Source organism: Kitasatospora sp. NPDC091335, assembly GCF_044757205.1.
Lineage (GTDB): Bacteria > Actinomycetota > Actinomycetes > Streptomycetales > Streptomycetaceae > Kitasatospora.
The window spans coordinates 359,399-379,133 of record NZ_JBIVUM010000003.1 but is presented as its reverse complement, the minus strand read 5'-3'; the positions used below and the strand labels follow the sequence as shown (position 1 = coordinate 379,133).

Below are 19,735 nucleotides of genomic sequence, written 5' to 3'. Positions count from 1 at the left end.
CGCCCGCCCGGCCCCCGGCTACGGCTGTATCGGGGGCGCGGGCGGGGGCGGGGCGAGGAGCATCGGCCAGTCGCCGTCGGGGCCGAGGAGGTCGTCGAGCGGGGTGTCCGGTGCGGCGACGAGGACCATCGCGCCCTCGGAGAGCCGGTCGGCCACCTCCGGGGCGACGGCCGCCTCCGCGCGCAGGACGACGAGGGCCTCCGGGTCGGTGGCCGAGCGCAGCGGGAAGTCCGCCGGGCTGCTCTCCGTCCGTTCCAGCACGGCCGGGTGGACGGCGATGCCGACCGTGAGCCGGCCGTCGGCGTACGCGTGCTCGGCCCAGCCGTCGGTCTGCACCAGGTAGAGGACCTCGTCGCCCTCGTAGCAGTTCCCGCCGAGCCGTTCCACGGCCTGTTCCCCGGGGGTGCCGTCGGGGTCGGCGACCAGGACGGCCACCGGGGCGTCCGGCTCGTCGGGGTCGAGGCCGGAACGGACGTACAGACGGGCCACGGCGGCACCTCCGGGTCGGACAGCGGGTCGGGCCCCAGTACACACGGCGCCACCGACAGTGCCGCCGGCGGGGCCGTCAGCCGCCGTCCATCAGGCGGTACATGCCGATCGAGCCGTGGGTGGCGGTGTCCGCGAAGCCGAACTTCTCGTAGAGGAATCGTGCCGGGCCGTCGGCGATCAGCGAGACGTACGCGGTGGCGGGCGCCCGGCGTTCCAGTTCCCCGGTGAGCGCGGCCATGATGCGCCGGCCGAGGCCGTGGCCCTGGTGGGCGGGGTGCACGCAGATGTCGGTGATCTGGAACGCGGTGCCGCCGTCGCCGATGATCCGGCCCATGCCGATCGGCTCGCCCGCGTGGTGGAGGACCACGCCGTACCAGGTGTTGGGCAGGGCGAGCGCGACCGCCTCGGGGGCCTTGTCGGAGAGGCCGGCGTCGGTGCGCAGGCGGCGGAAGACCTCGACGGTGGGCACACCGGCGCGTAGTTCGTAAGGGTCAGTAATCGAGTTCATGGCTTACATTCTATCGGTGGGTGCGCCCGCGCCGTTCCGGCCGCTCGGGTGAACGCGCGGTGCGACATGCCGGGCGGGGCAGGGGGTCGCTCGGACGGAGGCGATGATCGCCGGGTTCCCGGAGCCCCACCCCATCGGAGGCGGACATGCGGATTCTTCTCCTCGCCAGCGCGTTCAACAGCCTCAGCCAGCGGCTGCACGCCGAACTGCGCGACCGGCGCCACACCGTCGACCTCCAACTGGCCGGTGACGACGTGGAGTTGCGTGATTCGGTGCGCCGCCTGCGGCCCGACCTGGTGCTCGCCCCGATGCTGCGCACGGCGATCCCGCGCGACATCTGGACGCGGCTGACCTGCCTGATCGTCCACCCGGGGCCGCCGGGCGACCGAGGCCCGTCCTCACTCGACCGGGCGATCCAGGAGGGCCGCACCGAATGGGGCGTCACGGTGCTCCAGGCCGAGGCGGAGATGGACGCCGGACCGGTCTGGGCCTGGGCGCCCTGCCTGCTGCCCGAGTACGGCAAGAGCGACCTGTACCGCAACGAGGTCGCCGACGCGGCGGTGGCGGCCGCACTGCTCGCCGTGGAGCGCTTCGCCTCCGGCACGTACCAGCCGCAGCGGCAGTCCGGCCCCGGCTGGAGCGCCACCGTGCGCACCCGGCCCGTCCTGCGCCAGGAGGAGCGCCGGATCGACTGGACGGCGGACCCCACCGAGGCGGTGCTGCGCCGGCTCCGCGCCGCGGACTCCAGGCCCGGGGTGCTCGACCGGCTGTGCGGCGGCGAGTGGTACCTGCACGGCGGGCACCGCGAGCCGGTGCTGCGCGGCGCCCCGGGCGAGCTGCTCGCCACCCGGACCGGCGCGGTGTGCCGGGCGACGGTGGACGGCGCGGTGTGGATCCCCGAACTGCGCCGCCGCACGCCCGGCGGCCCCGCGGGCGTCAAGCTCCCGGCGGCGACGGCGCTCGGCGGCCTGCTGCCGGCCCTGCCGGAGGTCCCGGCGCCGCTGATGCCGGAGGAGCGGGACGGCCCCGTCTGGTCGGACATCCGCTACCGCGAGGCCGGCCCGGTGGGCCTCCTGCGCTTCTCGTTCCCGGGCGGCGCGATGTCCACCGGCCACTGCCGGCGGCTGCTGGCCGCGTACCGCTTCGCCGCCGCCCGCCCGACCTCGGTGCTGGTGCTCGGCGGCGGCCGGGACTTCTTCTCCAACGGCATCCACCTCAACGTCATCGAGGCCGCGCCGGACCCGGCCACCGAGTCCTGGGACAACATCACCGCGATGGACGAGCTGGTCGACGCGGTGCTCACCACCACCGACCGGCTGGTGGTCGCCGCGATCGGGGGCAACGCGGCGGCCGGCGGGATGATGCTGGCGCTGGCCGCGGACGAGGTGTGGTGCCGCGGCGGCTCCGTCCTCAACCCGCACTACCGGCTGATGGGGCTGTACGGGTCGGAGTACTGGACGTACACCCTCCCGCGCCGGGTGGGCCCGGCGGCGGCCGAGCGGCTGACCCACCAGGCACTGCCGCTGTCCGCGGCCGCCGCCGAGCGGATCGGCCTGGTCGACCGGGTGCTCGGCTGCGGCCCCGAGGAGTTCGGGCCGGGCGCGGCCCACCTGGCCGGGCTGCTCGCCGCCTCGCCCACCACCCAGCAGCGGATCGCGGCGAAGAAGGCCGCGCGGGAGGCCGACGAGCGGGCCAAGCCGCTCGACGCCTACCGGGAGGAGGAGCTCGCGGTGATGCACCGGCAGTTCTTCACACCCGAATCGCCGTACCACGCGCTGCGATCCGCGTTCGTCCGCAAGCGCCCGGTAGCGACGGGGGCCGCGGCGCGCGTGTGACCCGAACGGACCCGCCCGGCTTGCCTCCTCCGGCGCCGGCCCGGGCCGCGCGGACCGGCGCGCGGCCCCGGCCGTTGCTATGACTGGCATTCGAGCCAATACGTCCGGCTCCCATCCCCGAGGAGGCATCCTCATGGGTGCTGCAACAGCTGCCACAGCGGAACAGACCGACACCGACGTGGTGCACATTCTCTGGATCAACGCCGGCCTCAGCTGCGACGGCGACTCCGTCTCGCTGACCGCCGCGATGCAGCCGAGCATCGAGGAGATCGTCACCGGCGCCCTGCCCGGCCTGCCCAAGGTCGCGGTGCACTGGCCGCTGATCGACTTCGAGTGCGGCCCGGTCCAGGGCGCGGACAACTTCGTCGAGTGGTTCTTCAGGGCCGAACGCGGCGAGATCGAGCCGTTCGTGCTGGTCGTCGAGGGGTCCATCCCCAACGAGAAGATCAAGGAGGAGGGCTACTGGTGCGGCTTCGGCGACGACCCCGCCACCGGCCAGCCCATCACCACCAGCGAGTGGCTGGACCGGCTCGCCCCCAAGGCGACCGCCGTGGTGGCCATCGGCACCTGCGCCACGTACGGCGGCATCCACGCGATGGCCGGCAACCCGACCGGCGCCATGGGCGTGCCGGACTACCTGGGCTGGGACTGGAAGTCCAAGGCCGGGCTGCCGATCGTCTGCGTGCCGGGCTGCCCGATCCAGCCCGACAACTTCGCCGAGACGCTCACCTACCTGCTCTACCAGCTGGCCGGCTCCGCGCCGATGATCCCGCTCGACGACAAGCTGCGGCCCGCCTGGCTGTTCGGCGCCACCGTCCACGAGGGCTGCGACCGCGGCGGCTACTACGAGCAGGGCCAGTTCGCCACCGACTACGGTACGCCCGAGTGCCTGGTGCGGCTCGGCTGCTGGGGCCCGGTCGTGAAGTGCAACGTCACCAAGCGCGGCTGGACCAACGGCATCGGCGGCTGCCCGAACGTGGGCGGCATCTGCATCGCCTGCACCATGCCGGGCTTCCCGGACAAGTTCATGCCCTTCATGGACCCGCCGCCCGGCTCCCGGGTCTCCTCCAACGCCAGCAGCGCGTACGGCTCGCTGATCCGCCGGCTGCGCGCGATCACGCTGAAGACCCTGGACAAGGAACCCAAGTGGCGCCACACCGGCCGCCACCTGACCACGGGCTACCGCCCGCCCTGGTGACGCCCCGGGGCCGCGCGCCGTCGGGCGCGCGGCCCGCCGCCGACCCAGGCCCGCTCGCCGACCCCGCTCGCACAGACCCCCGCTCGCAGACAAGGACACGACAGACACGATGGCAACACCGACCACCAGGGCGGCCGGCGACGGCAGCGGCCTGACCGAGATGTCGTGGGACCCGATCACCCGGATCGTGGGCAGTCTGGGCATCCACACGAAGATCGACTTCAAGCAGAAGCGGGTCGCGGAGTGCTACAGCACCTCCTCGGTCTTCCGCGGCTACAGCGTCTTCATGCGCGGCAAGGACCCGCGCGACGCCCACTTCATCACCAGCCGGATCTGCGGGATCTGCGGCGACAACCACGCCACCTGTTCCGTCTACACCCAGAACATGGCGTACGGGGTGAAGCCCCCGCACCTCGGCGAGTGGATCATCAACCTCGGCGAGGCCGCTGAGTACATGTTCGACCACAACATCTTCCAGGAGAACCTGGTCGGGGTCGACTACTGCGAGCGGATGGTCCGCGAGACCAACCCCGGCGTCCTGGAACAGGCCGAGCGCACCGAGGCCCCGCACGCCGCCGACCACGGGTACCGGACGATCGCCGACATCATGCGCTCGCTCAACCCGATCGAGGGCGAGTTCTACCGCGAGGCGCTCCAGGTCAGCCGGTACACCCGGGAGATGTTCTGCCTGATGGAGGGCCGCCACGTGCACCCCTCCACGCTCTACCCGGGCGGCGTCGGCACGGTCGCCACGGTGCAGCTGTTCACCGACTACCTGACCCGGCTGATGCGCTACGTCGAGTTCATGAAGAAGGTCGTACCACTGCACGACGACCTCTTCGACTTCTTCTACGAGGCCCTGCCCGGCTACGAGGAGGTCGGCCGGCGCCGGGTCCTGCTCGGCTGCTGGGGCAGCCTCAACGACCCCGACCACTGCGACTTCACGTACCGCAACATGACCGACTGGGGCCGGCGGATGTTCGTCACCCCCGGCGTCGTGGTGGACGGCAAGCTCGTCACCAACGACCTGACGCAGATCAACCTCGGCATCCGCATCCTGCTCGGCAGCTCCTACTACGAGGACTGGCAGGGCAAGGACCTGTTCGTCACCCACGACCCGCTCGGCAACCCCGTCGACCCCCGGCACCCGTGGAACCAGCACACCATCCCCGCCCCGCAGAAACGCGACTTCGACGGCAAGTACAGCTGGGTGATGTCCCCGCGCTGGTTCGACGGCAAGGACCACCTCGCCCTCGACACCGGCGGCGGCCCGATCGCCCGCCTGTGGTCCACCGCCCTGTCCGGGCTGGTCGACATCGGCTACGTCAAGGCCACCGGCCACAGCGTGCGGATCAACCTGCCCCGCTCGATGACCAAGCCCGAGGTCACCTTCGAGTGGAAGATCCCGCAGTGGAGCAACGCCATCGAGCGCAACCGCGCCCGCACCTACTTCCAGGCCTACGCGGCCGCCTGCGCCCTGCACTTCGCCGAGAAGGCCCTCGACGAGGTCCGCGCCGGGCGCAGCCAGACCTGGGAGCGCTTCGAGGTGCCGGACGAGTCGATCGGCTGCGGCTTCACCGAGGCCGTGCGCGGCGTGCTCTCGCACCACATGGTGATCCGCGACGGCAAGATCGCCAACTACCACCCGTACCCGCCCACCCCGTGGAACGCCAGCGTCCGCGACAGCTACGGCACCCCGGGACCGTACGAGGACGCCGTGCAGAACACCCCGATCTTCGAGGAGAACCCCCCGGAGACGTTCAAGGGCATCGACATCATGCGCGCGGTACGCAGCTTCGACCCCTGTCTGCCCTGCGGCGTGCACATGTACGTCGGCGGCGGGCGCACCGTGCAGACCATGCACGTGCCCACCGGCCTGAGCGGACTCACCGCATGACGGCCGAGCAGACCGGCCTGCGGATCCAGCAGGCCCTGGACGCCCTCACCGACACCGGAGCCGAGCAGGCGGGCGAGCAACTGGTCCGCGAACTCATGGAGTTCTACGGCCAGGGCCTGGCCAGGCTGGTCCCGGCGCTGCCCCCGCCCGCCCTGGACCGGATGCTGGACGACCCGGCCGTCGCCGGACTGCTGCTCCTGCACGACCTGCACCCCGAGGACCTCACCGCCAGGATCGACCGGGCCCTCGCCAACCTGCCCGAGCGGGTCGAGGTGACCGGCTTCGACCCGGCCACCGGCACCCTGCGACTGCGCCGCACGGCCACCGGCTGCGGCTGCGGCGAACAGGACGTGGAGGCCGCCCTCGCCTGCCACGCACCCGAGGTGACGGCCGTCGAGCTGGAACGCGCCCCGCAGCTGCTCCAGATCGGCACCCGCCCGCAGCCGGCCGCGGAGGTGCGATGAACACCCGCCGGATCTCCCGCGACGGCACCGCCCTGCTGCAACGGCTGCGCGAACCGGCCCCGCCGCGCCCCGAGCAGTGCGCCTTCTGCGGCCACGACCTCCCGGCCGGCCACCGCCACCTGGTGGACGTCGAGGAACGCGCCCTGGCCTGCGCCTGCACCGCCTGCGGCCTGCTGTTCCGGCAGCCGGGCGCGGCCGGCGGCCGCTACCGCACCGTACCGGACCGCTACCTCACCGACCCCGAGGGGGAGTTGGACCAGCGGGCCTGGTCGGCACTGGGCATCCCGGTCGGCACCGCCTTCCTGTTCCGCAACACCGTGCTGGACCAGCTGCTCGCCTTCTACCCGGGCCCGGCCGGCGCCACCGAGAGCGAGCTGGACGAGGACACCTGGCAGCGCGCCCTCGGCGGCAGCCGGCTGGCCGCCGCCCTGGAACCGGACGTCGAGGCGCTGCTGCTGCGCCGCACCGGGGAGCACGTCACCTGCCTCCTGGTGCCGATCGACGTCTGCTACGAACTGGTCGGCCGGCTGCGCCGGTGCTGGCACGGCTTCGACGGCGGCGCCGAGGCACGGGCCGAACTCGACGAGTTCTTCGCCAAGTTGGCCGCCCTGGCCCGCCCGCTGCCCGCGGCGGTGACGGCGTGACGGCGCTCGGCTTCGCCTGCACCGGCGTGCGTTCCGACCCGTACGCGGCCGGGCCGGCCCTGGTCTTCCGGCTGCGCATCACGGCGCCGGCCGACACCCGGGTGCACGCCCTCGCCCTCCAGTGCCAGCTGCGGATCGAACCCGGCCGCCGGCCGTACGGCGACACCGAGGGCGAACGGCTCACCGACCTGTTCGGCGGGCGGGAGCGGTGGGCGACCACGCTCAACCCGATCCAGTTCGCCACCGTGCCGCTGCTGGTGCCCGGCTTCACCGGCGACACCGAGATCGACCTCACGGTGCCGTGCACCTACGACCAGGAGGTGGCCTCGGCCCGCTACTTCCGGGCACTGGACGGCGGCGAGGCGCCCCTGCTGCTGCTCTTCTCCGGCACCGCCTTCGCCGGGCCCGGCGGCTTCCAGGTCAGCCCGGTGCCCTGGGACCGGGAGACCAGGGTGCGGATGCCGGTGCGCGTCTGGCGGGAGGCGATCGACCGGCACTTCCCCGGCTGCGGCTGGCTGCGGCTGCCGGACGACGTGATGGACGAGCTGCTGGCCTACCGCTCCCGGCGGGCCCTGCCCTCCTGGGAGGCGACCGTGCGCGAGCTGCTCACGACGGCGGCCATCGAGGGGACGGCCCGGTGAGCGGCTACCCCGAGCGGATCGAGCAGGGCTTCGCCGCCGCCCGGCAGATCGCCGACGCGGTGCTGCTGGAGGGCTACGTGCTCTACCCGTACCGCGCCTCGGCGGCCAAGAACCGGCTGCGCTGGCAGTTCGGCGTCCTGGTGCCGCCCGAGTACACCGCCCAGGGCGGCGAGCACTCCCACCAGCGCACCGAGTGCCTGATGGAGGCGCGCGAGGGCGACGTGCTGGCGGTCGAACTGCGCTTCCTGCGGGTCCAGCGGCGCACCGTGGAGAAGGCCACCGCCGTCGGCTTCGAGTCCGTGGAGCGGCTGGAGCTGGCCGACCGGGACCTCGTCGAGTGGGACGAGGGCGTCGAGGAGCGGATCGAACTCGTCGTACCCGTCGAGGAGTTGGCGGGCGAAGGGGTGCAACTGCCGTTCCGGCTGCCGGGCATAGGGGAGACCGGGCTGGTGCACGAACACGGCGCCGTCGTCGGCCGGCTGGTGCGGCGGCGCGAACAGGTCGACGGCCTGGTCTGGCTGCGGGCCGAGGAACTGCCGGGCCCGTACCGGGCGCAGCGGCTCACCGTGGAGGTGGAGAACACCTCCGCCTGGATGCCGCTCCGGCGGGCCACCCGCGACCAGGCGCTGCCGCGGTCGCTGGTCTCCGCCCACCTGCTGCTCGGACTGGAGCACGGACGCTTCCTGTCCGTCACCGACCCGCCCGAGTGGGCCCGCCCCGCCGTCGAACGCTGCCGCAACGAGCGCACCTGGCCGGTGCTGGTCGGCCCGGACGGCGAGCGCCGGGTCGTGCTCTCCTCGCCGATCATCCTGGAGGACCACCCGCGGATCGCCCCCGAGAGCCTCGGCACCCTGTACGACGCCACCGAGATCGACGAGATCCTGGCGCTGCGCACGGCTGCCCTGACCGAGGAGGAGAAGCGGGAGGCCAGGGGCACCGACGAGAGGGCGGGCGCGGTCATCGACCTGGCCGAGTCCATGCCGCCCGAGGTGCTGGAGCGGCTGCACGGCGCCATCCGCGGACTGCGAGAGGTCACCGGTGCCGCCGGCGCGGACCAGCCCTGGTGGGACCCGGCCGACGACCCCGCAGTCGACCCGGAGCGGGACCGGGTGCTGGTCGACGGCCGCGAGGTCGGCGCCGGCAGCCGGGTGCTGCTGCGGCCGGGCCGCCGGCGCACCGACGCCCAGGACCTCTTCCTGGACGGGCGCACCGGCGTGGTGGAGGCGGTGCTGCACGACCTCGACGGCTCGGTGCACCTGGCCGTCACGGTGGAGGACGACCCGGGCGCCGACCTGTGGCGGGCGCAGGGGCGCTTCCGCTACTTCCAGCCCGACGAGGTCACGCCGCTGGACGGGGGCGCTCCCGGGGCTGCTCCTGGTGCGGGTGCCGTTACTGGGGCCGGTGCCGTGGTCGTTCCGCTGGAGGGGCCGTGACGCGTCGGACGGTGCTGGTCGCCGGGGTGGGCAACGTCTTCCTCGGCGACGACGGCTTCGGGGTCGAGACCGTACGGCGGCTGTCCGCCCACCCGCTGCCGGCGGGCGTGGAGGTGGTCGACGTCGGCGTGCGCGGGGTGGACCTCGCCTACCGCCTGCTCGACGGCCACCACACCGCCGTCCTGGTGGACGCCACCTGCCGCGGCGGTGCGCCCGGCACGGTCTACCTGATCGAGCCGGCCGCCGAACGGCCGTCGGAGGTGCCGGTCCTGGACGGGCACCGGATGGGGCCGGACGCGGTGCTGGCGCTGCTCGCCACGCTCGCCGCCGGCACCGGCGGCGAGCCGCCCGCACGGGTACTGGTGGTCGGCTGCGAGCCGGCCTCGCTGGAGGAAGGGATCGGGCTGAGCGAGCCCGTCGCCGCCGCCGTGGAGGAGGCGGTCCGAGTGGTCCTGCGGGTCGTGGACGAGGCCGCGCAGCCGGAGAAGGAGACGACACCATGCTGAGGAAACTGTTCTGCGTCGCCCTGCTGGCCGGGATCGGCGCACTGGTCTGGCAGAGCCTGCCGGACATCAAGCGGTACCTGCACATCTCCCGGATGTGAGCCGCGGACTGCTGCGAACGGCGCAGCCCCGTACCCGGTGGCGGCGCGGCTTCGGGCCGATGCCGCCACCGGGCCCTGTAATGGGGGCCGCTGCCCCTCGCCCTTCCCCCTCTTGCCCTGCTCTCCGCGACCCGCGCGCCTCGCACCGATTGGGGATCCATGCACGAGATGTCGATCGCCGAAGCCGTCGTCGCGCAGGTGGACGCGGCCGCGCGCGAGCACGGCGCCCCGGGAGTGGCACGGGTACGGCTGAGGGTGGGCGAGTTGGCCGGTGTGGTGCCCGAGGCCCTCGACTTCTGCTTCGAACTGGCCTGCACCGGAACCCTGGTGGCGGGCGCGGCGCTGGACACCGAGTCCGTCGCGGCCCGGGCCCGCTGCACCCCCTGCGCGGTCGAGTGGGCGGTCGGCATGCCGCCGGACCTCGGCTGCCCGAGCTGCTCGGGAGGCGGCGGCGTCGAGCTGCTGTCCGGGCGCGAGTTGCAGATCCTCGACGTCGAGTGGTCGCAGAGAGCCGGCGTCCCGGCCGAACAGAAAGGCTGATACCGATGTGCCGCACGGTCGACCTCCGTCAGGCGGTCCTCGCCCGCAACGACGACAGCGCCCGCGCCCTGCGGACGGCCCTGGCCGCGCGGGGGACGGCCTCGGTGAACCTGCTGTCCAGCCCCGGCAGCGGCAAGACCGCCCTGCTGGAGGCCGAGTTGGGGCTGGCCCGGCGGCGCGGGGTGGCGGTCGCCGCGCTGACCGCCGACCTCGCCACCGAGAACGACGCACGACGGCTGGCCCGTTCGGGCGCACCGGTCAAGCAGGTGCTCACCGACGGGCTCTGCCACCTGGAGGCCCGGATGCTCGCCGGGCACCTGGACGGCTGGCTGCCGCCGGAGTGCCGGCTGCTGTTCGTGGAGAACGTCGGCAACCTGGTCTGCCCGGCCTCCTACGACCTCGGCGAGACGCTGCGAGTGGTGCTGGCCTCCGTCACCGAGGGCGAGGACAAGCCGCTCAAGTACCCGACGGCCTTCGGGCTGGCCAACCTGGTGCTGGTGACCAAGACGGACCTGGCCGCGGCGGCCGAGTTCGACGAGCCGGCGTTCCTGGCCAACGTCCGGCGGGTGAACCCCGGGGTGGAGGTGCTGAAGACCTCCGCCCGCACCGGCGAGGGCGTCGGGGTGCTGCTGGACCGGGCGCTGGCCGTGCTGGACGGGGCGCAGCCACACCGGCCGGTGATGGCCGCCGCGCCGCCGCACTCGCACGAGCACGATGACGAGCACGAGCACGAGCACGATGACGGCCACGCGCACGACCACGCGCACGGGCCTGAGCACCGGCCTGAGCACGGTCATCACCACGGGCACTCCGCGGTGGGGGAGCGCGCGTGACGGCCGGTCACCCCGGGCTCGACCGCGAACGGCGCCGGGTCGCCGTCCGCGGTCTGGTGCAGGGCGTCGGCTTCCGGCCGTTCGTCCACACGCTCGCCGGCGAACTCGGCCTGGCCGGCACCGTCACCAACACCGGCGAGGGCGTCCTGGCCGAGATCGAGGGCCGTCGCGACGCCCTGGACGCCTTCTGCCGGCGGGTGGCCGGCGACGCCCCGCCGCTCGCCCAGGTGGACTCGGTGGAACACACCCCGCTCACCGCCACCGGCGCCACCGGCTTCCGGATCCTCCCGTCCCGCCCCGACGGCCCACGCGCCACCCTGATCCCACCCGACACCGCGACCTGCGCCGACTGCCTCGCCGAACTCGCCGACCCGGCCGACCGCCGCCACCGCCACCCGTTCATCAGCTGCACCAACTGCGGCCCTCGGCACACCATCGTCACCGGCCTGCCGTACGACCGGGCCGACACCACCATGGCCGGCTTCCCGATGTGCCCGGACTGCGCCCGGGAGTACGCCGACCCCGCCGACCGCCGCTTCCACGCCCAGCCCGTCGCCTGCCACGCCTGCGGGCCCACCCTCGCCCTGACCGTGCCGGGACGCCCCGCACCGGGCGGGGAACAGGCCCTCTCGGAAGCCCGGCGGCTGCTCGCCGACGGCGCGATCCTCGCCGTCAAGGGCCTCGGCGGCTACCACCTCGCCTGCGACGCCCGCGACGCCACGGCCGTCGCCCTGCTGCGCCGGCGCAAGCGGCGCCGCGCCAAGCCCTTCGCCGTGATGGCCCGCGACCTCGCCACCGTCGAGGCCCTGCTGCCCGTCGACCCGGTCGAACGGGAACTGCTCACCGGCCAGGCCCGGCCGATCGTCCTGCTGCGCCGCACCGGCCGGCCGATCCCCGAGGCCGTGGCACCGGGCAGCCCCGACCTCGGGGTGATGCTCCCGTACACGCCGCTGCACCACCTGCTGCTGGCCGCCCCCGGGCCCGACCTGCTGGTGATGACCAGCGCCAACCTCTCCGGCGAGCCGATCGTCACCGACGACCGGGAGGCGCTGGACCGGCTCGCCCCGCTGGTCGACGGCTGGCTCACCCACGACCGGCCGATCCACGTCCCGTGCGAGGACTCGGTGGTGCGGGTGGTGGACGGCGAGCAGCTGCCGCTGCGCCGCTCGCGCGGCTACGCGCCGCTGCCGATCCCGCTGCCGGTGCCCGTCCGCCCGGTGCTGGCGGTCGGCGGTGACCTCAAGAACACCTTCGCGCTGGCCAAGGGCGGCTACGCCTGGCTGTCGGGCCACATCGGCGACATGGACGACCTGGCCACGCTGCGGGCCTTCGACCGGGCGGTGGAGCAGCTCGGCACCGTCAGCGGGGTGCGGCCCGAGTTGCTGGTCGCCGACCGGCACCCCGGCTACCGCTCGGTCCGGCACGCCGAGCGGACCGCCGCCGGACGGCCGGTGCACCGGGTCCAGCACCACCACGCCCACATCGCCGCGGTGATGGCCGAACACGGCCTGGACGGCGGCCGTCCGGTGCTCGGCGTGGCCTTCGACGGCACCGGCTACGGCGAGGACGGCACGATCTGGGGCGGCGAGGTGCTGCTGGCCGACTACGACGGGTTCCGCCGCCTCGCCCACCTCGGCTACGTGCCGCTGCCGGGCGGGGACGCGGCCGTCGAACGCCCGTACCGCACGGCGCTGGCGCACCTGCGCGCTGCCGGGCTGCCGTGGACGTCGGGACTGCCGCCGGTCCGGGCCTGTGGTGAGAATGAACTACGGCTGCTGGGGCGCCAGTTGGAGCGAGGGCTGAACTGCGTGCCGACCTCCGGCATGGGGCGGCTCTTCGACGCGGTGTCCTCGCTCGCGGGGATCTGCCAGCGGGCCGGCTACGAGGCCCAGGCGGCGATCGAACTGGAGGCGGCGGCCTGCGAGTTCGGCCGTGCGGACGGCTACCGGTTCGGCCTGCCGACGCGGGCGGACGGCTGGACCGCCGACCCCGGGCCGGTACTCGCCGCCGTGGTGGCCGACGTGACCGCGGGTGCCCCCGCCGGGCTGGTCGCCGCCCGCTTCCACGGCGCGGTGGCCGACCTGGTCCGACGGATCTGCACCGCCGCCCGGAGCCGGTACGGCACCAGCACGGTCGCGCTCAGCGGCGGCGTCTTCGCGAACGCGCTGCTCTCCTCGGCCTGCGCGGGCGGCCTCCGGGAGGACGGCTTCACCGTACTGCGGCATCGCCGGGTGCCGCCCAACGACGGAGGGCTGGCACTCGGCCAGCTGATGGTGGCCGCCAGGTCGTCGGCCACCCGGGAGGAGTGAGAGCGGATGTGTCTGGCTGTGCCCGGCAGGGTGACGGAGATCGGTGAACGGGACGGAGCCCGGATGGCGGTGATGGACTTCGGCGGCGTGGTCAAGGACGTCTGCCTGGAGTACCTGCCGGACCTCGCGGTGGGTGAGTACGCGATCGTCCACGTGGGCTTCGCGCTGCAACGGCTGGACGAGGAGTCGGCCCGGCGCACCCTCGCCCTCTTCGAGGAACTCGGGCTGTTGCAGGAGGAGTTCGGCGACCCGTGGGAAGCCGCGGGGGTCGACGCGGTCGAGGAGGCCGGACGGTGAAGTACCTGGAGGAGTTCCGCAACCCCGAGCTGGCGGCCGGGCTGCTCGCCGACATCAGGGCGACGGTCACCAGGCCGTGGGCGCTGATGGAGGTCTGCGGCGGTCAGACGCACAGCATCATCCGGCACGGCATCGACCAACTGCTGCCGCACGAGGTCGAGTTGATCCACGGTCCGGGCTGCCCGGTGTGCGTCACCCCGCTGGAGGTGATCGACCGGGCGCTGGCGATCGCCGCCCGGCCGGAGGTGATCTTCTGCTCCTTCGGGGACATGCTGCGGGTGCCGGGCACCGACCGGGACCTGTTCCGGGTCCGCGGCGAGGGCGGCGACGTCCGGGTGGTGTACTCGCCGCTCGACGCCCTGCGGATCGCCAGGGAGAACCCGGACCGGGAGGTGGTCTTCTTCGGCATCGGCTTCGAGACCACCGCCCCGCCGAACGCCATGGCCGTCCACCTGGCCCGAAAGCAGGGCCTGCGCAACTTCAGCATGCTGGTCTCGCACGTCCGGGTGCCTCCCGCGATCGAGGCGATCATGGACTCCCCGGACTGCCGGGTCCAGGGCTTCCTCGCCGCCGGGCACGTGTGCAGCGTGATGGGCACCGCCGAGTACCCGGCGCTGGCGGAGCGCCACCGGGTGCCGATCGTCGTCACCGGCTTCGAACCGCTGGACATCCTGGAGGGCATCCGGCGGACCGTACGGCAGCTGGAGCGCGGCGAGCACACCGTCGACAACGCCTACCCGCGGGCCGTACGGGCCGAGGGCAACCCGGCGGCCCGCGCCATGCTGGAGGACGTCTTCGAAGTGGCCGACCGCTCCTGGCGGGGCATCGGCATGATCCCGCGGAGCGGCTGGCGGCTCTCGCCGCGCTACCGGGACCACGACGCCGAGCACCGCTTCGACGTCTCCGGGATCACCACCCGCGAGCCCGCCGAGTGCCGCAGCGGCGAGGTGCTTCAGGGGCTGCTGAAGCCCCACCAGTGCGAGGCCTTCGGCACGCTCTGCACACCGCGCACACCGCTCGGCGCCACGATGGTCTCCAGCGAGGGGGCGTGCGCCGCGTACTACCTGTACCGGCGGCTGGGTGTGCCGGGTACGTCCGTCCAGGCCCAGGAGGCGACTCGCGTTGGCTGACATCGACCTGGTCACCGAACTGCTCACCGACCTGCCCGGCGGGGCGCCGGGCCGAAAGCCCGCCGAGCGGCCTGCCGAACTGCCCTCCGAGCGGTCCTCCGAGCAGCCCGACTTCTCCGGGTGGAGCTGCCCGCTGCCGCTGCGCGACCACCCCCGGGTGGTGATGGGCCACGGCGGCGGCGGGGCGCTGTCCGCCGAACTGGTGCAGAACCTCTTCGCGCCGGCCTTCGGCGGCCCGGTGCTCGCCGGGCTCGGCGACTCCGCCGTCCTGGAACTGGGCGGTGCCCGGCTGGCCTTCTCCACCGACTCCTACGTGGTTCGGCCGCTGTTCTTCCCCGGCGGCTGCATCGGCGACCTCGCGGTCAACGGCACGGTCAACGACCTCGCCATGAGCGGGGCCAGGGCGGCTTACCTGTCCTGCGGCTTCATCCTGGAGGAGGGGGTGGAGATGGCGGTGGTGGACCGGGTCGCCCGGGCGATCGGCGCCGCCGCCCGCACCGCCGGGGTCGAGATCGCCACCGGCGACACCAAGGTGGTCGAGGCCGGGCACGGCGACGGCGTCTACCTGAACACCGCCGGCCTCGGGATCGTCCCGGCCGGAGTCGACATCCGGCCGCAGCGCGCCGTGCCCGGTGACGTGGTGATCGTCAGCGGGCCGATCGGGCTGCACGGGGTGGCGATCATGAGCGTCCGGGAGGGCCTGGAGTTCGGTGTCGAGGTGCGCAGCGACACCGCCCCGCTCGGCGGCCTGGTCGAGGCGATGCTCGCCGCCACCGCCGACCTGCACGTGCTGCGCGACCCCACCAGGGGCGGCCTGGCGGCGTCGCTCAACGAGATCGCGACGGCGGCCGGCGTCGGCGTCGTGCTCAGCGAACGCGCTGTCCCCGTCCCCGAGCCGGTGGCCAACGCGTGCGCCGTGCTGGGGCTGGACCCGATGTACATCGCCAACGAGGGCAGGCTGGTCGCCTTCGTCCCGCGCACCTCGGCGGACGCCGTGCTCGCCGCGATGCGCGCCCACCCGGACGGTGCGGAGTCGGTGGTGATCGGGGAGTGCGTCGCCGACCACCCCGGGATGGTCGTCGCCCGCACCGGCTTCGGCGGTACCCGGGTGGTCGACCTGCCGATCGGCGAACAGCTGCCGCGGATCTGCTGACGCCCCCGGTGTTCGCGCCGCCCCGGGAGAGGCTTCCCGGGGCGGCGCGTCGGCGGGGTCACCCCAGGAAGCGGCGCAGCGACCGTGACATCGCTCCGACGAAGCCCTCCCTGACCTCGTCGGCGACCAGGTCGAGGGACAGGTACGGGTTGAGGTCCTCCAGCTCGACCAGGAGCAGCCGCCCGTCCGGCGCCCGGCAGGCGTCGACCCGCTGGATCCCGTGGGCGAGCGTGTTCCAGCCGACGAAGCCGCGCGCGAACTCCAGGTCGGCCGCGCTCGGCTCGTACGGCTCCAGCACCCAGCGCAGGGCCGGGTCGGGCGTGTGGAGGGCGTACTGGAAGGCGTCGTCCACGAAGTGGAACGAGACCTCGTAGCGGAAGTCGATCCGCGGCTGGACCAGCACCTCGCCCCATTCGAGACCGTCCAGCTCCCGGCGGGTGAGGAACCGCAGGCCGATGCTGTCGGCGCCCTCCTTGGGCTTGACGGCGTAGCGGTCGGCGGCGGGCAGCCGGCCGAGGTCCTGCGGCCGGTCGACGGTCGGTATGACCGGGTGGCCCTGCTCGGTGAGTTCCAGCAGGTACTGCTTCCCCGCCATGTCACCCCGCCCGGTCAGCGGGTTGTAGACCCGCACGCCGTCGGCCAGGGCCCGGGCCCGGAAGCGGGCGTACTCCTCCCGGTAGTGCAGCACCGGCCCGCTGTTGCGCACCACGACCGCGTCGAAGCGCCCCATCAGGGCCCGGGCGTCGAGCGGGTGGCACAGGGCCAGGTCGAACCACTCCCGCAGCCGGGAGGTGAGGAGGACGTCCTCGTCGCCGTACCGCCGCCCCCGGGCCGGGTAGGCCAGGTCCGTCACGTACAGCAGGCTGGGCCGGTCGGGCACGGGCGCTCCCTCGGTCGGTGGTGGGGGAGCGAATCTACCGGGGGGCGGTGGCCGCGCCGGCGGCCGGGCGGTCAGGACGTGGTCTGGGCGGTGCAGGTGCCGAGCTGGTCGCCGGGCTGGATGGTGCCGTCGCCGAAGGTCTGGTTCATCACGGTGGCGAACTCCGGCAGGACGATCATCCGGATGTCGGAGAGCGCCAGGTCGACCCGGGGCGGGACCAGGGACTGCACGTCGGGGGTGATCTGGGGCCGGGTGGGGATGTCGTAGACGGGGATGCGGGTGCCCGCCGGGTCGCTGCCGGTCTGGACGACGAAGGTGCTGTCGCCGGAGAGGCTGCCTTCGAGGTTCGTGGCCTGGACGTAGTGGCCGGCGGCGTCGGTCAGGCTGAAGCCGCCCTTGGCCGCCGTCCGGATGTAGACGGAGTTCGCCAGGGTGACGGGGTTGCCGACGGCGGTGAGGTCGATGGTGACCGTGCCGGTGGCGTCCTTGTCAAGGAAGGCCGAGGCACTGCTGCCGGGCGTGAGGGGCTTGAAGGTGACGCCGTCCTTCGTCCACGAGACGGTGCAGTCGGCGCTGCCGGTGGCCATGTTCAGGGTGACGGGCGCGCCCGCGTAGGCGACGGTCGCCAGCACGACGGCGCCGGCGATGCCCACGGCGACGGCGGCGATCCTCTTCGGGGACATGCGTGGGGACTCCTGATCTTCCGGGTGCTTCCCCCCCCGGATTCCCTCCCCGCCCCCAGCGTTCCGGGCCCCTTCGTGTACGGCAATCCCGATGAGCCCAGACGCGTCATCACCCACGGTCACGGTCACGGCCAGCGGGCCTGGCGCCGCGCGAACGCTCGGCCTCCTCCGGAGAAACCGTGACGCCAGCGGACCTCTCGTCAGCCGGAGACGGTCCTCCCGTTTGTCCGGGGTCTGCGTGCGGTAGTCCGCTCGTGCACCCTCTGGCCGGGGGCCGGCGGCCGACCTCGGCGCCCCGCTGCTGGACCTCTCTCGACGTGAGGACACGTTGTGTCCTAAAGTGGAATATGTGTCCTTCCGGGGTTCCGCGGTTGCGCCGGGCGGCTTGCCGCTGCCCGCGCCCGCCGGGGGTGATCCGCGCCCAGTGCCCCGGCGGGAGAGTTCGACCGAAGACCGAAGGAGGACGACGGCGATGGCCGACACGTTCGAGACGGGCAAGTCCGACCTGGTGAACCTGGCCCACCAGCGGATGGAGACCGCGATCCCCGACAACGGCTGGACGGTGCGCCAGAAGCTGGCCCTGACCTGCCGCATCCTGTTCGACGCCGGGCACGACTCCGGGCTGGCGGGCCAGATCACCGCCAGGGCCGAGCGTCCGGGCACCTACTACACCCAGCGCCTGGGCCTGGGCTTCGACGAGATCACCGAGGACAACCTGCTCCTCGTCGACGAGGACCTCCACGTCCTGGAAGGCGACGGGATGGCCAACCCGGCCAACCGGTTCCACAGCTGGGTCTACCGGGCCCGGCCGGACGTCAACTGCATCATCCACACCCACCCGCTGCACATCTCCGCGCTCTCGATGCTGGAGACCCCCCTGGTCGTGTCGCACATGGACATGTGCCCGCTGTACGACGACTGCGCGTTCCTGGAGAAGTGGCCCGGAATCCCGGTCGGCAACGAGGAGGGCGAGATCATCTCCGCCGCCCTCGGCGACAAGCGCGCGCTCCTGCTCGCCCACCACGGCCAGCTGGTCGCCACCGGGACCGTCGAGGAGGCGTGCACGCTGGCCCTGCTCTTCGAACGGGCCGCCAGGCTCCAGCTCCTGGCCGGCGCCGCCGGGAAGATCCAGGAGATCCCCGAACTGCTCGCCCAGGAGGCGCACGACTGGATCTCCACCCCCAAGCGCGGCCAGGCCAACTTCGCGTACTACGCCCGCCGCGCCCTTCGGGCCGGCCACGGCGACGCCCTCGCCACCCGGAAGGACTCCTGACATGGCCACCACCGTCCTCGAGGGGATCATCGCCTACCCGGTGACCCCGTTCTCCCCTGCCGACGGCACCCTCGACCTCGCCCGGCTCACCGAGCTGATCGACCGGCTGGTCCGCTCCGGCTGCCACGCCATCGCCCCGCTGGGCTCCACCGGCGAGAGCGCCTACCTCGACGACCAGGAGTGGTACACCGCCGCCGAGGCGTCGGTGTCGGCCGTCGCGGGCCGGGTGCCCACGGTCGTCGGCATCGCCGACCTCACCACCCGCAGCGCCGTCCGCCGCGCCCGGTTCGCCGAGCAGGCCGGGGCGGACGTGGTGATGGTGCTGCCGCTCTCGTACTGGAGGCTGGACGAGCGCGAGATCACCCGGCACTACACCGAGATCGCCGACGCGATCGGCATCCCGCTGATGGTCTACAACAACCCAGCCACCGCCGGGGTCGACCTCACCCCGGAGCTCATGCACCGGCTGGTCGACCAGGTGGAGAACATCACCATGGTCAAGGAGAGCAGCGGCGACATCCAGCGGATGCACCGGCTCACCCAGCTGTCCGACGGCGCGCTGCCCTTCTACAACGGGTCCAACCCGCTGGCCCTGGAGGCGTTCGCGGCCGGTGCGGCCGGCTGGTGCACGGCGGCGCCCTGCGTCATCCCCGACCTCACCCTCGATCTGTACCGGGCGGTTCGCGAGGGCGATCCGGACACGGCCCGCCAGGTGTTCTACCGGCAGCTGCCGGTGCTCCAGTTCCTGCTCGGCGGCGGTCTGCCGACCACGGTGAAGGCGGGCCTGGCCCTGTGCGGCCTGGACGTCGGCGAGCCCCGGCGCCCGTTGCTGCCGCTGGACGGGGCGCGGACGGAGCGACTGGCCGCGCTGCTGTCCGCCGCGGGGGTCGCCCTGGCCGCCGACGCCGGGCCGAAGGGCTGACG

The 19,735-nt window shown here is 73.5% G+C and carries 21 protein-coding genes; 17 read left to right on the top strand and 4 right to left on the bottom strand.

The features are described from left to right. Window positions 1-18: 18 nt before the first annotated feature. Together ACIQOW_RS10330 and ACIQOW_RS10325 are read right to left on the bottom strand one after the other, a co-directional pair. Entirely contained in the window at window positions 19-489 is a 471-nt protein-coding gene (locus tag ACIQOW_RS10330) for a hypothetical protein (protein ID WP_401082251.1), read from the bottom strand. A 76-nt stretch (window positions 490-565) separates the two neighbouring features. Continuing rightward, a complete protein-coding gene (locus tag ACIQOW_RS10325) occupies window positions 566-997 on the bottom strand; it encodes a GNAT family N-acetyltransferase (RefSeq protein WP_401082248.1) in 432 nt (143 codons plus the stop codon). 146 nt (window positions 998-1,143) lie between these two features. Between ACIQOW_RS10325 and ACIQOW_RS10320 the strand changes: the two genes are divergently transcribed. The 15 genes from ACIQOW_RS10320 to hypE all read left to right on the top strand — a co-directional run bounded on the left by ACIQOW_RS10320 (window position 1,144) and on the right by hypE (window position 15,975). Further along, window positions 1,144-2,832, top strand: coding sequence for an enoyl-CoA hydratase-related protein (locus tag ACIQOW_RS10320; RefSeq protein WP_401082245.1), 1,689 nt, complete (start codon window positions 1,144-1,146; stop codon window positions 2,830-2,832). Window positions 2,833-2,965: 133 nt separating this feature from the next. Continuing rightward, on the top strand, window positions 2,966-4,030 hold the full coding sequence (locus ACIQOW_RS10315; RefSeq protein ID WP_401082242.1) for a hydrogenase expression protein HypE: 1,065 nt from the start codon (window positions 2,966-2,968) through the stop codon (window positions 4,028-4,030). A gap of 109 nt (window positions 4,031-4,139) precedes the next feature. Further along, entirely contained in the window at window positions 4,140-5,927 is a 1,788-nt protein-coding gene (locus ACIQOW_RS10310; RefSeq protein ID WP_401082239.1) for a nickel-dependent hydrogenase large subunit, read from the top strand. Beyond that, the gene (locus ACIQOW_RS10305) at window positions 5,924-6,391 is read left to right on the top strand and encodes a thioredoxin (RefSeq protein WP_401082236.1); all 468 of its coding nucleotides are present in this window, start codon (window positions 5,924-5,926) and stop codon (window positions 6,389-6,391) included. Before ACIQOW_RS10310 ends, ACIQOW_RS10305 begins: the two co-directional genes overlap by 4 nt. Further along, window positions 6,388-7,035 (top strand): DUF5947 family protein, encoded by a 648-nt coding sequence (locus tag ACIQOW_RS10300; RefSeq protein WP_401082233.1) that lies wholly within the window; start codon window positions 6,388-6,390, stop codon window positions 7,033-7,035. The genes ACIQOW_RS10305 and ACIQOW_RS10300 overlap by 4 nt, the downstream gene beginning before the upstream one ends. After that, window positions 7,032-7,676 carry a DUF6084 family protein gene (locus tag ACIQOW_RS10295; protein WP_401082230.1) on the top strand — a complete coding sequence of 215 codons (645 nt, stop codon included), beginning with the start codon at window positions 7,032-7,034 and terminating at the stop codon, window positions 7,674-7,676. Before ACIQOW_RS10300 ends, ACIQOW_RS10295 begins: the two co-directional genes overlap by 4 nt. After that, window positions 7,673-9,109 carry a hypothetical protein gene (locus tag ACIQOW_RS10290; protein ID WP_401082227.1) on the top strand — a complete coding sequence of 479 codons (1,437 nt, stop codon included), beginning with the start codon at window positions 7,673-7,675 and terminating at the stop codon, window positions 9,107-9,109. The genes ACIQOW_RS10295 and ACIQOW_RS10290 overlap by 4 nt, the downstream gene beginning before the upstream one ends. Then, window positions 9,106-9,615, top strand: a complete 510-nt coding sequence (locus ACIQOW_RS10285; RefSeq protein ID WP_401082224.1) for a hydrogenase maturation protease — start codon at window positions 9,106-9,108, stop codon at window positions 9,613-9,615. Before ACIQOW_RS10290 ends, ACIQOW_RS10285 begins: the two co-directional genes overlap by 4 nt. After that, on the top strand, window positions 9,609-9,713 hold the full coding sequence (locus ACIQOW_RS10280) for a DUF6893 family small protein (protein WP_380354177.1): 105 nt from the start codon (window positions 9,609-9,611) through the stop codon (window positions 9,711-9,713). Before ACIQOW_RS10285 ends, ACIQOW_RS10280 begins: the two co-directional genes overlap by 7 nt. Before the next feature lie 168 nt (window positions 9,714-9,881). Then, window positions 9,882-10,253, top strand: coding sequence for a hydrogenase maturation nickel metallochaperone HypA (locus ACIQOW_RS10275; RefSeq protein WP_401082220.1), 372 nt, complete (start codon window positions 9,882-9,884; stop codon window positions 10,251-10,253). Window positions 10,254-10,258: 5 nt separating this feature from the next. Next, complete coding sequence (gene hypB / locus ACIQOW_RS10270) at window positions 10,259-11,086, top strand: hydrogenase nickel incorporation protein HypB (RefSeq protein WP_401082217.1); 828 nt, start codon at window positions 10,259-10,261, stop codon at window positions 11,084-11,086. After that, entirely contained in the window at window positions 11,083-13,395 is a 2,313-nt protein-coding gene (gene hypF / locus ACIQOW_RS10265; protein WP_401082214.1) for a carbamoyltransferase HypF, read from the top strand. The genes hypB and hypF overlap by 4 nt, the downstream gene beginning before the upstream one ends. A 6-nt stretch (window positions 13,396-13,401) precedes the next feature. Continuing rightward, the gene (locus ACIQOW_RS10260; RefSeq protein ID WP_401082211.1) at window positions 13,402-13,692 is read left to right on the top strand and encodes a HypC/HybG/HupF family hydrogenase formation chaperone; all 291 of its coding nucleotides are present in this window, start codon (window positions 13,402-13,404) and stop codon (window positions 13,690-13,692) included. Further along, window positions 13,689-14,822, top strand: coding sequence for a hydrogenase formation protein HypD (gene hypD, locus ACIQOW_RS10255; protein ID WP_401082208.1), 1,134 nt, complete (start codon window positions 13,689-13,691; stop codon window positions 14,820-14,822). The genes ACIQOW_RS10260 and hypD overlap by 4 nt, the downstream gene beginning before the upstream one ends. A 79-nt stretch (window positions 14,823-14,901) precedes the next feature. Continuing rightward, on the top strand, window positions 14,902-15,975 hold the full coding sequence (gene hypE / locus ACIQOW_RS10250) for a hydrogenase expression/formation protein HypE (RefSeq protein WP_401082871.1): 1,074 nt from the start codon (window positions 14,902-14,904) through the stop codon (window positions 15,973-15,975). Between the two features lie 58 nt (window positions 15,976-16,033). Here the strand turns inward: hypE and ACIQOW_RS10245 are convergent, their stop codons facing one another. Both ACIQOW_RS10245 and ACIQOW_RS10240 read right to left on the bottom strand, forming a co-directional pair. After that, window positions 16,034-16,855, bottom strand: a complete 822-nt coding sequence (locus ACIQOW_RS10245; protein WP_401082205.1) for a hypothetical protein — start codon at window positions 16,853-16,855, stop codon at window positions 16,034-16,036. A gap of 71 nt (window positions 16,856-16,926) precedes the next feature. Next, window positions 16,927-17,538 carry a hypothetical protein gene (locus ACIQOW_RS10240; protein WP_401082202.1) on the bottom strand — a complete coding sequence of 204 codons (612 nt, stop codon included), beginning with the start codon at window positions 17,536-17,538 and terminating at the stop codon, window positions 16,927-16,929. A gap of 472 nt (window positions 17,539-18,010) precedes the next feature. Here ACIQOW_RS10240 and ACIQOW_RS10235 point away from each other — a divergent pair, with 472 nt between their 5' ends. Both ACIQOW_RS10235 and ACIQOW_RS10230 read left to right on the top strand, forming a co-directional pair. Beyond that, window positions 18,011-18,811, top strand: coding sequence for an aldolase (locus ACIQOW_RS10235; protein WP_401082199.1), 801 nt, complete (start codon window positions 18,011-18,013; stop codon window positions 18,809-18,811). A 1-nt stretch (window position 18,812) separates the two neighbouring features. Next, window positions 18,813-19,733 carry a dihydrodipicolinate synthase family protein gene (locus ACIQOW_RS10230; protein ID WP_401082196.1) on the top strand — a complete coding sequence of 307 codons (921 nt, stop codon included), beginning with the start codon at window positions 18,813-18,815 and terminating at the stop codon, window positions 19,731-19,733. Window positions 19,734-19,735 lie beyond the last annotated feature (2 nt).

Bases quoted from the DNA above. Each gene is read 5' to 3' on its own strand.
- ACIQOW_RS10325 (WP_401082248.1), bottom strand. From the start codon at position 997: ATGAACTCGATTACTGACCCTTACGAACTACGCGCCGGTGTGCCCACC.
- ACIQOW_RS10320 (WP_401082245.1), top strand. From the start codon at position 1,144: ATGCGGATTCTTCTCCTCGCCAGCGCGTTCAACAGCCTCAGCCAGCGG.
- ACIQOW_RS10315 (WP_401082242.1), top strand. From the start codon at position 2,966: ATGGGTGCTGCAACAGCTGCCACAGCGGAACAGACCGACACCGACGTG.
- ACIQOW_RS10310 (WP_401082239.1), top strand. From the start codon at position 4,140: ATGGCAACACCGACCACCAGGGCGGCCGGCGACGGCAGCGGCCTGACC.
- ACIQOW_RS10305 (WP_401082236.1), top strand. From the start codon at position 5,924: ATGACGGCCGAGCAGACCGGCCTGCGGATCCAGCAGGCCCTGGACGCC.
- ACIQOW_RS10300 (WP_401082233.1), top strand. From the start codon at position 6,388: ATGAACACCCGCCGGATCTCCCGCGACGGCACCGCCCTGCTGCAACGG.
- ACIQOW_RS10280 (WP_380354177.1), top strand. From the start codon at position 9,609: ATGCTGAGGAAACTGTTCTGCGTCGCCCTGCTGGCCGGGATCGGCGCA.
- ACIQOW_RS10275 (WP_401082220.1), top strand. From the start codon at position 9,882: ATGTCGATCGCCGAAGCCGTCGTCGCGCAGGTGGACGCGGCCGCGCGC.
- hypB (WP_401082217.1), top strand. From the start codon at position 10,259: ATGTGCCGCACGGTCGACCTCCGTCAGGCGGTCCTCGCCCGCAACGAC.
- ACIQOW_RS10260 (WP_401082211.1), top strand. From the start codon at position 13,402: ATGTGTCTGGCTGTGCCCGGCAGGGTGACGGAGATCGGTGAACGGGAC.
- ACIQOW_RS10240 (WP_401082202.1), bottom strand. From the start codon at position 17,538: ATGTCCCCGAAGAGGATCGCCGCCGTCGCCGTGGGCATCGCCGGCGCC.
- ACIQOW_RS10235 (WP_401082199.1), top strand. From the start codon at position 18,011: ATGGCCGACACGTTCGAGACGGGCAAGTCCGACCTGGTGAACCTGGCC.
- ACIQOW_RS10230 (WP_401082196.1), top strand. From the start codon at position 18,813: ATGGCCACCACCGTCCTCGAGGGGATCATCGCCTACCCGGTGACCCCG.